This window comes from Treponema sp. R6D11 (genome assembly GCF_054786075.1).
This window is the reverse complement of record NZ_BDHD01000051.1, coordinates 1-11,929: the sequence shown is the minus strand read 5'-3', so window position 1 is coordinate 11,929 and position 11,929 is coordinate 1. Positions and strand designations below refer to the sequence as shown.

Annotated in this window: 16 protein-coding genes; 6 read left to right on the top strand and 10 right to left on the bottom strand. The window is 39.3% G+C overall.

The window, feature by feature from the left end:
* The 3 genes from ACYVTD_RS06530 to ruvC all read left to right on the top strand — a co-directional run.
* Positions 1-217 (top strand): hypothetical protein (locus ACYVTD_RS06530; protein ID WP_461246972.1); only part of this gene is annotated, 217 nt, incomplete at its 5' end.
* A 47-nt stretch (positions 218-264) separates the two neighbouring features.
* The gene (locus tag ACYVTD_RS06525; protein WP_461246971.1) at positions 265-1,005 is read left to right on the top strand and encodes a YebC/PmpR family DNA-binding transcriptional regulator; all 741 of its coding nucleotides are present in this window, start codon (positions 265-267) and stop codon (positions 1,003-1,005) included.
* A complete protein-coding gene (gene ruvC, locus ACYVTD_RS06520) occupies positions 992-1,507 on the top strand; it encodes a crossover junction endodeoxyribonuclease RuvC (protein WP_461246970.1) in 516 nt (171 codons plus the stop codon). Before ACYVTD_RS06525 ends, ruvC begins: the two co-directional genes overlap by 14 nt.
* Before the next feature lie 514 nt (positions 1,508-2,021).
* Here the strand turns inward: ruvC and ACYVTD_RS06515 are convergent.
* From ACYVTD_RS06515 to ACYVTD_RS06500, 4 genes are all read right to left on the bottom strand, one after another.
* A complete protein-coding gene (locus ACYVTD_RS06515; RefSeq protein WP_461246969.1) occupies positions 2,022-2,444 on the bottom strand; it encodes a putative toxin-antitoxin system toxin component, PIN family in 423 nt (140 codons plus the stop codon).
* Positions 2,425-2,655 carry a hypothetical protein gene (locus ACYVTD_RS06510; RefSeq protein WP_461246968.1) on the bottom strand — a complete coding sequence of 77 codons (231 nt, stop codon included), beginning with the start codon at positions 2,653-2,655 and terminating at the stop codon, positions 2,425-2,427. The genes ACYVTD_RS06515 and ACYVTD_RS06510 overlap by 20 nt, the downstream gene beginning before the upstream one ends.
* Before the next feature lie 117 nt (positions 2,656-2,772).
* Positions 2,773-3,189: a PIN domain-containing protein gene (locus tag ACYVTD_RS06505; protein WP_461246967.1), complete on the bottom strand. Its 417-nt coding sequence runs from the start codon at positions 3,187-3,189 to the stop codon at positions 2,773-2,775.
* Positions 3,186-3,458, bottom strand: coding sequence for a type II toxin-antitoxin system prevent-host-death family antitoxin (locus tag ACYVTD_RS06500; RefSeq protein ID WP_461246966.1), 273 nt, complete (start codon positions 3,456-3,458; stop codon positions 3,186-3,188). The genes ACYVTD_RS06505 and ACYVTD_RS06500 overlap by 4 nt, the downstream gene beginning before the upstream one ends.
* 152 nt (positions 3,459-3,610) lie before the next feature.
* Between ACYVTD_RS06500 and ruvA the strand changes: the two genes are divergently transcribed.
* Genes ruvA through queA form a run of 3 tightly spaced genes read left to right on the top strand, consistent with a single transcriptional unit; the run spans position 3,611 to position 6,287 of the window.
* The gene (gene ruvA, locus ACYVTD_RS06495) at positions 3,611-4,201 is read left to right on the top strand and encodes a Holliday junction branch migration protein RuvA (protein WP_461246965.1); all 591 of its coding nucleotides are present in this window, start codon (positions 3,611-3,613) and stop codon (positions 4,199-4,201) included.
* Positions 4,198-5,226, top strand: coding sequence for a Holliday junction branch migration DNA helicase RuvB (gene ruvB, locus ACYVTD_RS06490; RefSeq protein WP_461246964.1), 1,029 nt, complete (start codon positions 4,198-4,200; stop codon positions 5,224-5,226). Before ruvA ends, ruvB begins: the two co-directional genes overlap by 4 nt.
* On the top strand, positions 5,226-6,287 hold the full coding sequence (gene queA / locus ACYVTD_RS06485; RefSeq protein ID WP_461246963.1) for a tRNA preQ1(34) S-adenosylmethionine ribosyltransferase-isomerase QueA: 1,062 nt from the start codon (positions 5,226-5,228) through the stop codon (positions 6,285-6,287). The genes ruvB and queA overlap by 1 nt, the downstream gene beginning before the upstream one ends.
* Before the next feature lies 1 nt (position 6,288).
* Here the strand turns inward: queA and ACYVTD_RS06480 are convergent, their stop codons facing one another.
* The 6 genes from ACYVTD_RS06480 to ACYVTD_RS06455 all read right to left on the bottom strand — a co-directional run bounded on the left by ACYVTD_RS06480 (position 6,289) and on the right by ACYVTD_RS06455 (position 11,777).
* A complete protein-coding gene (locus ACYVTD_RS06480) occupies positions 6,289-6,855 on the bottom strand; it encodes an energy transducer TonB (protein WP_461246962.1) in 567 nt (188 codons plus the stop codon).
* Positions 6,848-7,249, bottom strand: a complete 402-nt coding sequence (locus tag ACYVTD_RS06475; protein WP_461246961.1) for an ExbD/TolR family protein — start codon at positions 7,247-7,249, stop codon at positions 6,848-6,850. The genes ACYVTD_RS06480 and ACYVTD_RS06475 overlap by 8 nt, the downstream gene beginning before the upstream one ends.
* Positions 7,246-7,650 carry an ExbD/TolR family protein gene (locus ACYVTD_RS06470; RefSeq protein ID WP_461246960.1) on the bottom strand — a complete coding sequence of 135 codons (405 nt, stop codon included), beginning with the start codon at positions 7,648-7,650 and terminating at the stop codon, positions 7,246-7,248. Before ACYVTD_RS06470 ends, ACYVTD_RS06475 begins: the two co-directional genes overlap by 4 nt.
* An 8-nt stretch (positions 7,651-7,658) precedes the next feature.
* Positions 7,659-8,312 (bottom strand): MotA/TolQ/ExbB proton channel family protein, encoded by a 654-nt coding sequence (locus ACYVTD_RS06465; protein WP_461246959.1) that lies wholly within the window; start codon positions 8,310-8,312, stop codon positions 7,659-7,661.
* Between the two features lie 9 nt (positions 8,313-8,321).
* Complete coding sequence (locus ACYVTD_RS06460; RefSeq protein ID WP_461246958.1) at positions 8,322-9,098, bottom strand: hypothetical protein; 777 nt, start codon at positions 9,096-9,098, stop codon at positions 8,322-8,324.
* A gap of 75 nt (positions 9,099-9,173) precedes the next feature.
* Complete coding sequence (locus tag ACYVTD_RS06455) at positions 9,174-11,777, bottom strand: TonB-dependent receptor plug domain-containing protein (protein WP_461246957.1); 2,604 nt, start codon at positions 11,775-11,777, stop codon at positions 9,174-9,176.
* Positions 11,778-11,929 lie beyond the last annotated feature (152 nt).

Here is an 11,929-nt window from a genome sequence, read left to right as displayed (position 1 = left end):
CGTTTATTGTGATGTTTGTAAGAAAAAAATGGATAATCCGATAACCGACAAAACATTTTTTTATTATGCTAACTTTAGTGTTTGCGAGGAATGCAAGGATAAACTTGAATATCAAGTAAAACCCCAAGTAAGGGCAAAAGAACCGTTCTCTATGGACTGGTATCAGAAAGTTATGGTTGATACTTTTACCAGGGCGGCTTCAAGAGGCAGATCCTAGTTAAAAGGATCAGTTTTTATTCTTAAATTTTAAAATAAGGAGTTACCATGTCGGGCCACAGTAAATGGGCGACGATTAAACACGCAAAGGGAGCCGCGGACGCGAAACGCGGTCAGATGTTTACAAAGTTAATAAAAGAAATCTCTATTGCCGCCAGAATGGGTGGCGGCAGTCTTGACGGCAATCCTCGTCTTAGAACGGCGATTTTGAAGGCAAGAGCCGCAAATATGCCCAAGGACAATATTGACAGGGCAATTAAAAAAGGTACGGGAGAGCTTGAAGGCGTAAGCTATGAAGAGCTTGTTTACGAAGCCTATGCCCCAGGCGGCGTTGCGATCTTTATCGAAGTTTTAACGGATAACAAAAACCGCGCTGCTGCGGATATTCGTAATATTCTTACGCGTGCGGGCGGACAGCTTGCCACTTCCGGCTCTGTTTCAAGGCTTTTTAAGCGTCAGGGCATTATTACCCTTGACGGTGAAAAGTACACCGAAGATCAGGTAATGGAAGCCGCAATAGACGGCGGCGCGGAAGATGTTTCGCTTTCTGAGGGAATAATCGAAGTAACAAGCGCACCTGAAGATTTTGAACAAGTATTAAACGCTCTTCAAGCCAAGTCATTTGAAACCATGAGCGCAGAAATAAGTATGGTCGCCGAAGCGGAAGTTTCATTGGACAATGACGGAACCGCCAAAGCGTTAAAATTAGTTGACAAGCTTGAAGAAAACGATGACGTGCAGAATGTCTACTCTAACATAGCAATCCCGGAAGGGTTTGACGCTGGTTAAAAAAAAACAAACAGAAATTGAATCTCGCAGAATCATAGGAATTGACCCCGGTCTTGCAAGCACAGGCTGGGGCGTCCTTGATTCCATTAACGGCAAAATAAAATATATAGATCACGGCGTTATTTTGACAAAGGCGGAAACCCCAAGAGCAGAGCGTCTTTTTTTTATTTTACAATATGTACGCAATTTATTAAGAAAATATAAACCGCATGAAGCGGCGATAGAAACCCTGTATTTTGGCAAAAATGTTTCCAGTGCCATACCGGTAGCCGAAGCAAGGGGAGTAATATCCGCGGCAATAGCGGAAAAAGGTATTTTTTTGCACGAATTTTCACCTAACGCTATCAAGCAGGGTGTTACGGGAGTAAGTACGGCGGATAAGAAACAGGTGCAGGAAATGGTCAAGCTCATTTTGGAATTGGAAAAAACACCTAAACCGGATCATGCTGCGGATGCTCTTGCGGCGGGTATTTGTGCTGTGAATAGAGGGGTTAAAAATTAGTACCCTCTATAAAACATTTGCTATTTATTCATTAATTAGCGAATTATTTTGACTGTGAGGCAGTGGGTAATTTTTGCTTGACAAACTCCACCAAAAACCGTAAAATACTACCATGAGCAAAAAAACCGCCATGTTAAATGGAGAAGAGATAGCAGCGGGAGCTACAAAATTATTCGTTCTTTAAAACATGTCAAATGGTGGATCAAATAATATTTCTATTGAATTATATGCCTCAGGATTAACAAATGGCTCTGTCTCGGAAGAAGGAGATGTTGATCATGGAAAGACAATAACAATAACATTTACATTGACAGCTGCTTGTACAATAACAAAGTAGCGCAAAGGTAACTGTTACCGCTTTTAGGTAGTGTCGCTGACAAATCGGCTACACTACCGAAAAGCGTTATTTTTAGGTATACATCTTGCCCTAACTTAGTAATAAAGTATCAAACAAGATAATCTACTCTTATCCTTCTTAGTTCGCTCTGGTTCGTGTGGTTCGTGGTATAAAAAATCAATCTATCGGTTTATAATTTTCCCAATAATCTTTTGGCGTTACAATTTTGGTTTGCTTGTACATAGGAAAAGTAAAATCATTGGTATTTCCGGTTATCACAAAATCCGCACCACATTCGTCGGCAAGTTCCAGTATCTTGTTGTCATCTTTGTCTGAAACCAGATGAAGAGTTACTTTGGGCTTATAACGAGTTGCTTTTATTTCAATATTGGCTAAAACAATTTTTGCTTTTGTTGTAAATTCTTGAAATTGCACAAATTTTGGACGCTCTAGTACGGCATAGTATTCTGCCATAAGCGGCGGTGAAGTACATAGACATATTTTATCCTCAATAAACAGATCAAAAATTATACGATAAGGATAACTTTTTTGAATTAGCGAAGAAACTATTACGTTGGTATCAATTATAATTTTTTGCATTTCTGCGGACAGCCTGAACTTCTGATGTAATATCTTCCGTTGTCATGGAAGATATACCGCAAATATCCGCTTGGGTAATTGCGGCGTTCATATTTTCTCTCATTATTTCTTTGCTGACAATATCAACAAAATCCGAGAAGGACAATACATTATTGGTTAAGCCAAACTTAGTATACTCTACGTCAGATATGGCAACATTAAGCGTTTTCATACATAGAATAATAATATAAATACCTCTTTTTTTCAAGAATATAAGGGGAAAAAAACTTCAAAATAATTCTTTGTTGTCTGGGGCAAATGCTTTATCTGTATGAGTATATTCAAACCCCTAAAACTCCCAAGGGTTAATTAAATTGATTCCTTCGATATCCTCAAAATCTTTTGTATTCCTTGTAACAAGAAACAAATGGTGAACAATCGCCGCAGCGGCAATCAGCGTATCGGCGGTGGGTAGTGTTCTCTCCGTTAAAGCTCTTATTTTGCCCCATTCTAGCATTACTTCTGCGTCAAAGGTAATGATACGTCCGTCAAACCACTGCGGTAATTGGGTATACAGCCAAATTGCAAGATCGTGCTTTTTTTTGCCGTGGGGTAATTTTTCTATACCAAAGGACAATTCACCTAAGGTAATTGCAGGTATATACATATCTTCCCAATTTAAGGCGTTTGTGAAAGATTTAACATTCTCGCTGCAATTTGACTTTTGCAGTTCGGATATTACATTGGTGTCAAAAAGGTATCTCACAAAAACACCTCTCTCATTTTTTCAGCTTTGCGTGGCGGTAATTCTAGGGCAATGTCCCGCAGAGGAGAGCTTTGGATAAATTCAAAGAGAGTCTGCCTTGGGGTTGCCAGTTTTTTGTATTCTTCATAGGAAAGAATAACCGCCGTTTCCTTCCCACGAACCGTGATAATTTGGGGCTTCAAATCAGCCTCTTTAACTACTTCGCTAAACATAGCTTTTGCCTCCTGTAATTGCCATTTTGTCTTTTTCTTAGTCTTTACAGTTTCCATAGTTTTCCTTCTTCTAATATAATATAGTCCGTCTAGTCTGACTATACCATATTTTTACGCCCCTGTCAAGTAAATTAATAAGGGAACAACTAAAAACTTCAATTTTTATAGCTTCACTTCTTATTTTCCCTCAAAAATGCTATGCTTTTCCTATGTTTAACAGTATCCGAGGGGTTGTAAGCGAGAAGGGGAACGAGGGGGTTTTTGTCCTTTCGGGCGATATTGAGTGGGAAATCGCCATGCCTGTAAACGATATTCAAAATCTGCCCCTGAACGGCGAGTGCAGGGTTCTTACATGGCTGTACCACAGAGAAGACCAAATGAAGCTTTTCGGCTTTTACAATGAAAGACGGCGGAATACTTTTTTAGAGCTTATTAAAGTTGAGGGGATTGGTCCTAAGGGTGCGTTAAAAATAATGGGCGGTATAAGTCAGGACGATCTTGAACACGCTCTTGAAAACGGAGACCTCGCTAGGTTAGAGGCGGTTCCGGGACTTGGTAAAAAAACTGCGCAAAAAATGTTGCTTTCGTTAAAAGGCAAACTTGTCCAAACGCAAGAGATTGACGGCGATTCTTCACCTTACAATGAGCTTGTCGAAGCGCTTGTAGGCATGGGTTATGACAGACGGCAGGCGGCACAAGCCCTTTCCAAAGCGGAGAAATCTGTAGCTTCCAATTTGCCAGCCGAAGAAAAAGAAAAATTAATTTTTAAGGAAGCGGTTTTAAGGTTAAGCGGAGCATGATGAAAGAAAAAAGCCCGGTAAGACCGGAATCGATAATCGAAGACGCTCAAGACATGGCTCTTCGTCCCCGCAATCTTAAAGAATTTTTAGGACAAAAGGGAATGAAGGAAAATTTGTCGGTCTTTATTTCCGCCGCAAAAGAACGCGGGGACAGTCTTGATCATCTTTTTTTGATAGGTCCCGCAGGGCTTGGAAAAACCACAATGGCACAGGTTGTGGCGAATGAAATGGGAACAGGTTTTATTCAAACTACGGCTCCAGCTCTTGATAAACCAAAAGACCTTGTAGGTTTTTTAACTAACTTAAAAAAAGGCGATGTGTTTTTTATTGACGAGATACACAGCCTAAAACCGGCAATAGAAGAACTTCTTTACATAGCGATGGAAGATTACGGAATTGATTGGGTGGTAGGGCAGGGACCAAGCGCAAGAACGATGCGAATAGCGATTAAGCCGTTTACGCTTGTAGGGGCGACTACAAAAGCAGGCGTTGTTTCAAGTCCGCTTATAAGCCGATTTGGAATTACTTGCCGTTTTTCTTTTTATGAACAGCAAGACTTGGAGGCGATTGTCAGACGTTCCGCCGGGCTTCTAAAAATAAAAATCGATAACGATGCGGCGTCTTTGCTCGCTAAATCTTCAAGAGGGACTCCGAGGGTTGTGAACCAACTGTTAAAACGCATGAGGGACTTCGCACAGTACGCAGGAGAGCCTTCAATTACTTTGGCTGTTGTAAAAGACGGTCTTTCACGTTTAGAGATAGACGAACTTGGACTTGAAAAACAAGACCGGGAAATTCTTAAAATTATGATTGAACGTTATAAAGGCGGACCTGTAGGAGCGGACACACTTGCAATTTCTATCGGGGAATCTGTTGAAACTTTGGAAGATTACTATGAGCCGTTCTTGATACAAGCCGGTCTTATACAACGTACTCCAAGGGGAAGGGTAGTAACAAATTTCGCCTACGGTCATCTTGGATTAGCACCTAACAATACCGCAAATAATGAAGGTTCTCTTTTTTAATGAAAAAAAGCGATTTTTATTTTGATCTTCCCGATGCGTTAATCGCTCAATATCCTCCCGAAAAACGTGGACAAAGCAGATTGATGACTCTTAACAGGCTTTCAGGCGTGCGTGAACACACGGCAGTTTCTAAATTGCCTGATATTCTTTGCGGCGAGAAATTTTTAAGCGCCTGCGGCGAAAAGCCGTTGTTGGTTTTTAACGACACAAAGGTACGCAAAGCGCGGCTTTCCGCCTTAAACGAAAAAACAGGCGCACAGATTGATTTTTTGCTCTTGGACGATATTAATGGGGACGGTCTTTTGTGGAAAGTTATGACAAAGCGTGTACGCCGCAAGAGGAAAGGCGATGTTTATTTTTTTCCCTCTGGTGAGGAGCGAATAAAAGCCGTTATCAAAGGTTTTGAAGACGAATATGTACTGCTTGAATTTGAAACTGCCATAAACGACGCATGGCTTGAAAAAAACGGTCATGTTCCGTTACCGCCGTACATTAAACGAAAAGACGCTCCTGCGGACTCGGAGTGTTATCAGACTATTTACGCTAATCAAACAGGTTCTACGGCGGCTCCGACTGCCGGACTGCATTTTACAAAAGAGATTTTAGACGCTTTTACCGCCCGTGGAATAGAAAGTGTATTTATTACCCTGCATGTAGGGTTGGGAACTTTTTTACCTGTCCGCAGTGAAAATATAGAAGATCATAAAATGCACAGCGAGTTTTTTTATATTGACGAAAACAGCGCCGTAAAAATAGAAGAAGCGAAAAAATCGGGGCGGAAAATTATCGCCGTTGGAACAACAAGCGTAAGAAGTCTGGAAAGTGCGTGGATTAACGGAAAACTTAATCGTGGAGAAAATAAAACTTCAATTTTTATTTACCCGGGTTATAAGTTCAAAGTAGTAGACGCACTTTTTACAAATTTTCACACGCCCGAATCAACTTTATTAATGTTAGTGTCGGCGTTTGCAGGCAGGGAGTTGATTCTTGAAAGCTACGCCGAGGCGATACGGGAAGGATACCGTTTTTTTAGCTACGGCGATGCGATGTTGATTTATTAATCTATTTTATTGTAAAAGTTACAGGATAACGGTAACGGCAAGAAACAGCTTCTCCGTTTGCGTAGGCGGGAGTGCCTTTTCTGCCTGCAAACGCCTTAACCGCGGCTTCTCCGAATCCCTTGCCTTCAGGATCTTCGCGTAAAATGGTTACCTTTTGTACTATACCGGTACGATCTACAAATAATTCAAGAAGAACCTTGCCTCCTATTCCTGAACGCAGAGCGATGGGCGGATAAACAAGAGAGGAAATAAAAGCCTTTTCGTCAAATATAGGGCGTACGGAAACCTGATGCATTTGAAGATAATTGTCAAACGAAAGAGAACCTGCGGCGACTACATTTTGAAGCGGGGTAGTGTCGGTTTCTATCATTTCTTCCGCTATTTCTTCTACAGTGGGAAGTTCAGGGTCGGGAGGAAGTTCCGCAATATCGGTAAGCTTCATTATTTTTGCGTTTTCAGACGGAGCCTGAACTAGAACGCCCGTATCAAAGACAAGAAAAAATATTACAAGCAGATGCAGAGCTGCGGTAGCAATAAAAATTATCAGGCGTAATCTTTTTTCATTCATCTGTTTTTACCACAAAGCTAACGACTCGATATTGGAGTAATTGCATTATTTCCAATACATTGTTTATATTCTCATAAGGAGTGTTTTTATCCGCAATTATATGCACTCTTGTATCAGGAGCCGATGTATAAAGGGTTGTTATCTTGTTTTCCAACGCAATACGGTCTGCAGGTTCTCCGTCAAGAAATATTGCGCCGTCTAAATCGATCCATACTTCCAGATTTTTTTCTTCTGTTGTTCGCAGGGCTCTATGTGCCTCAGGATAATCAATTTTTACTTCTTTGCGGTAGTTAATTAGAGAGACAAGCATAATAAAAATTAACAATAAAAAACCAATGTCCGACATTGAAGAAACAGGAATAATAAATGGTTTTCTTTCCTTTCTTAAATTCATTGACTTTCCTTTTTCATAGAAAACGAAAATGAGTCAATTTGTAAATCTTGGGCAAGTTCCACAAAAGATACGATGTTTTGCCATTTAGCTTTTCTGTCAATTGTAATAATTACCGCTATATTAGGGTTTTCTTTTTGGGCGTTTTGAATAATTGTTTTTGCTTTTGGAATACTTAATATTTCTTCGTTATGGGATACTTCTCCGTTTGAGTCCATTTCAAAGCGTAGTAATTCTTCTTTTAATATCATTCTTGTAGAGTCTTTCGCCGGAAGTGTAATTATAAAACCTTTGTTGATGTTAAACCCGGCGATAACAAGAAAATAAATAATAAGCAAAAAGGCAAGATCGCTTGCCGCGCTTGATTCAAGAAATTCATTTTTTTTACGGCGGGTTATTTTCATTTTTCTGTTTATTTGCCTGTATTCTGGCTTTCAAGTTGCGCGATTAAATCTGAGCAAACGCCTTCAACACTTGCGGCAAATTTATCTACAATATGGCTTAAAATTGAATGCACAACCATTGCTATAATGGCGATTATAAGACCGAATACTGTTGTGATAAGAGCTTCGTAAATGCCGTTTGCGACTATTTGCGCGTTTACTTCCGTAGCTTCTGCAATTGATTTAAAAGCGCCAATCATTCCCGATACAGTGCCAAGGAAGCCCGTTAGAGGCGAAAGAGAGCCTAACGCGGTAAGAAAATTAAAGCCGTTTTCAAGTGAATTAAGGCAGTTTTTTGCTTCTGTTTCCACGGCGCGTTCCGCTCTGTGGACTATAAATGGCTGTCCTGGGTTTACCTGTTTTAAAAGAGTTAAAAGAATACGCGCTCCCATTCGCCGTTCAGTTAATCCTGAAAGGTAGTCGCAGGCTCCCGAATAATCTTTTGATTTTATACAATCAGAAACTTTAAGCGCCAAATCATCAACTTTTAGATCGTGATAAAAAATAAAAACGACGCGCTCTATTGATATCGCTATAACGGCGATAGAAAATAAAAGCAGGGGCCACATAATAGCGCCGCCAAGTTTAAAAAGTTCCAGTACCGAAAATGTCGAAGTTTCCATTTGTCTACCTCACTTGTTTTTTGTTAAAATATTTTCTTTTGATAATAATTCTACAATATTTTCCCATTCATATTCCAGATATATCCAATAAAAAGCTTCTTCCCAATCGCGCAGTAAAGTGCCTGAATTTCGTATAGGAAATAATTCCTTGGAAAAAGTCCGCTCTGTATAACCTGTGTTCCATTTTATGTTTTCGGCGCTTTTGAATACGTCCGTATCTTGAGTCCATCCGTCAGGTCTTTTTTTCTTTGAAACTCTTTCGGGAAAAAGTATAGGTTCCCAATATTTCTCAAATTCCTCGTCTGTTTGTCCTTTTACAAGATTAAGGGACAACATCCATTGTGTAAGAGCAAGTATGCGTTCGCGCCTGTTTCGTAATGCCGATAACGCTTCATTTCCAGTTAATCGCGTATCGTATCTGTGAATACGCCCTTTTATTATTTGAACAGTCTCAATTTCATCTATTTTTAAAATCGCCGTATCCTCAAATTTAAGATTTCCCGTTCCCATTAATTCCAATGTATATTCATTCCAGCCGTGCGTGCTTCCCGCCAGGAATTCAAGCGTTGTAAGATAAAAAGAGCCGTTTTCGTCGGGGAAAGATCCCATTATCTTTATCATTGGGAATTTTTCTATAGTAATTATTATTGATTTTTCTTTGCTTTTATTTTCGACAATTGATATTTTTATTTCTGGTTTTTGTTTTTTATTTGATGAGCTTGAATAAGCGGAAATAGTTTTAAATTTGGAAGCGGAACCGTCAAGCGCTTGTCCTGTCTTATCCATAAGAGAAATACAGCTAAAAATTAGAAATGATAAGATAACTAAAATAAAAATATTTATAACTTTCATATTCTACCTTTAATAACTCAATTTAAAACCAAATGACGGTATTGGAATAGGTATATCATAACTTGCCGAAAAACTGCCTTCATTTACTTCGCCGGTATACTGGTTAAAATTTGTATTACCCTGAGGAGTATACAATAATCCCAGAACATTTTCTATCGCAAAATAAAATTCATGTCTTGTCTTTCCTGTTTTATTCCCTCCAAAAAATGAAATCTTTATATCCATAGAAACTGACGGAGTAGTGCGATTATTTTCGTCAATTATAGAAGCCCAAGAAAATTCTTCTATAATATAGCTATCTTTTCCTTTGTAAATTAACACAGGACCACTCACAGGACCGTCTCCTTCTCTTTTTGAGAAAATTCCGCCTGACGCTATTCCAAGACGCGTATAAATATTTATTTTTTGCGTAGGTTTTACATTTAATACCAAATTAAGATTATGAAACCTGTGATATGACGGGAAGTACCAGTCATCGCCTCTGTTTCCGCCCGATCTTACCATTCCGCCTAATTCACCGTTTGGTTCTCGGTACTTTGCCCAGTTATACGAGTAAGAAAGCCAGCCGTCCCAAAAACGGCTCTGTATTTTTTGCAACATAACATCTACTCCCCATACTATTCCTTCGCCATTAAAATAAGGATCAACTTTAACAGTATCATCTCCCCCAGAGCTTATTAAAACGTACATTCTGTCAAATATTTTTTTGTAGTAGCCCTCAATATTTAAAATTAACGATTCTGGAAATTCAAACTTGATGCCTAAAATAGATGTCCAGCTTCTATTTGGTTTTATTCTGTCAAGATTATATTTTTTTTCAGCGTCAAAGACGGTACTATCTATAGATGAGAAAAATCCTGTACCTGTGGAAATATCAATTGAGTTAAATATACCTTTGTTGCGTAAAATATTAAAATCAATATTTAACCGAGGGTTAAATACAGGGTCGCTTTGTAATGTAAAACCGTCTCCCAATAACATAAAATGATCCATACGGACGCCTAACTCCGCTCCAAAACGATTTCCATCAGTATTGAATTCTCCAAGCAGATAGCCGGAAGTTGTCATAAGTTTGTTTTGCGTATTAGGCTGTTCAGTCATCGGCATTTCAATTCTTAAATTATCTTCTTTTGCAGGAACAAAACCTAAAAGATAAATAATGTAATTTTTAGAAGTTTCATCAATATTATTGAAAGGAATGGTACGCGATGAATGTTGATCGCCTTTTGACTTTGATACAGAAAATAATTCTTGCGCTCCAATAGCGGCAAGAAAGTTGTTAGATAATTTCCAGTCATAATCAATGCGTCCCTGTATGTTGTATTTTGTATCAGTTTGAACCATGTGCATTTCCTGATAATATTGATAATTATCAGCGGGTAAATTATAAGAAGTTTGATATTTTAAATAAAAATCATCAGTGAATTTTTTATTGTGAATTTTGTTTTCTATTATTCCGTCCATGTCTGCGCCTTCATATCCAGCGCCTGCTGTAAATTTTAACAGCATATCATTGCGTGGATTCCATGATAAAGACGACGTTAAAAAAGTTTGATAATTAACATAATCAACGTCAATATTAGTATCGCTGTTTAATTTTTCTGTTCTGTTTTCGTTTAAATATAATACGCCGCCCCCGTCCATTCCAAAGAAACCTGTCGCGGATATAACCAAGTTATCGGTAAAGCGGTAATTTCCGCTGATTGTTCCCGCTCTTATGTACGGAGCCGTTCGTATATAATTAATCACTTCCAATTCAGGAATGGAATGCGAAAGTTCTTTTGCTCCCCAAATTACAGGATCATAATATGTTACGCGTCCCATAAAAAGGATACCGCCTTTTCCGTTTAACGGAACGGAAAGGTTAAAATTGGCGGCGCTTGTGTTTAAACCAAGTTCTAATTCGGTTTCAGTAGGAGAGGGTTCTTTGGACGTTATCTCAAGCAGTCCAGAAATTGTATGCCCGTAACGGGAAGAAAATACTCCGTGGGATAACTGTGCGCTTTTAACCATGCGAGGATCAAAAATTGAAAAGCCGCCTCCCCAAAAGTATGGGCTGTTTATATAGAAACCGTCCAAAACAGCCATCATGTCACCGGGTTGTCCGCCGCGGATACTGGGAGCCGCATTGAAAAGCCCTGAATAACCGACGCCGGGAAGGAGTTTTATCGTACTCATTACATCTTCGATTACTCCTATTTCCGCAGTTTGGGCTATTTCTTTTTCACCTACAGCGACGCTACGTCCAGTCTTTGATTCGCTTGTTCCAGGTTTTGGCGCTTCAATTACAAGCTCTCGTCCCTGTAAAAAGCCGGAAAGACGCAAATACACCGTAAAAGAATTGCCTGTAACAGGAATTGTTATAGTGCCTGTCTCATAACCCGGATATGCCGCATAAAGTAAAACTTGTCTGTCATCGGGAACCTGAACTTTGGCTTTTCCGTCTTTACCGCAAATATACTCATTTCCACCTCTTGTGCGTACAGACGCGCCTTCCAACGGAAGCTCCAAATCTTCGTCAATAACCAATACTGTAATATCACGGCAGAATAGCGGAATAGCGGAGAGAAAAAATATAATTAAAAGAATATATTTATTTATGCTAACCTTCATTTTATCAGCTTAATTGATTATCTGTATTTTGAGAAGGCTCTTTTCCTATTTCTGCCGTTAAAATGACGTCTAATTCCTGAATTATCTCTGTAAGTTCTTCCGCGGAAGAAGACGCTATTCTGGTTGATTGTATAAAGTTTGAAAGCCCTTTT

What these genes read in the sequence shown, in the direction of transcription:
- ACYVTD_RS06525 (WP_461246971.1), top strand. Translation starts at nt 265, where the DNA reads ATGTCGGGCCACAGTAAATGGGCGACGATTAAACACGCAAAGGGAGCC.
- ACYVTD_RS06515 (WP_461246969.1), bottom strand. Translation starts at nt 2,444, where the DNA reads ATGCAAAAAATTATAATTGATACCAACGTAATAGTTTCTTCGCTAATT.
- ACYVTD_RS06510 (WP_461246968.1), bottom strand. Translation starts at nt 2,655, where the DNA reads ATGAAAACGCTTAATGTTGCCATATCTGACGTAGAGTATACTAAGTTT.
- ACYVTD_RS06500 (WP_461246966.1), bottom strand. Translation starts at nt 3,458, where the DNA reads ATGGAAACTGTAAAGACTAAGAAAAAGACAAAATGGCAATTACAGGAG.
- ruvA (WP_461246965.1), top strand. Translation starts at nt 3,611, where the DNA reads ATGTTTAACAGTATCCGAGGGGTTGTAAGCGAGAAGGGGAACGAGGGG.
- ruvB (WP_461246964.1), top strand. Translation starts at nt 4,198, where the DNA reads ATGATGAAAGAAAAAAGCCCGGTAAGACCGGAATCGATAATCGAAGAC.
- queA (WP_461246963.1), top strand. Translation starts at nt 5,226, where the DNA reads ATGAAAAAAAGCGATTTTTATTTTGATCTTCCCGATGCGTTAATCGCT.
- ACYVTD_RS06480 (WP_461246962.1), bottom strand. Translation starts at nt 6,855, where the DNA reads ATGAATGAAAAAAGATTACGCCTGATAATTTTTATTGCTACCGCAGCT.
- ACYVTD_RS06475 (WP_461246961.1), bottom strand. Translation starts at nt 7,249, where the DNA reads ATGAATTTAAGAAAGGAAAGAAAACCATTTATTATTCCTGTTTCTTCA.
- ACYVTD_RS06470 (WP_461246960.1), bottom strand. Translation starts at nt 7,650, where the DNA reads ATGAAAATAACCCGCCGTAAAAAAAATGAATTTCTTGAATCAAGCGCG.
- ACYVTD_RS06465 (WP_461246959.1), bottom strand. Translation starts at nt 8,312, where the DNA reads ATGGAAACTTCGACATTTTCGGTACTGGAACTTTTTAAACTTGGCGGC.
- ACYVTD_RS06460 (WP_461246958.1), bottom strand. Translation starts at nt 9,098, where the DNA reads ATGGATAAGACAGGACAAGCGCTTGACGGTTCCGCTTCCAAATTTAAA.
- ACYVTD_RS06455 (WP_461246957.1), bottom strand. Translation starts at nt 11,777, where the DNA reads ATGAAGGTTAGCATAAATAAATATATTCTTTTAATTATATTTTTTCTC.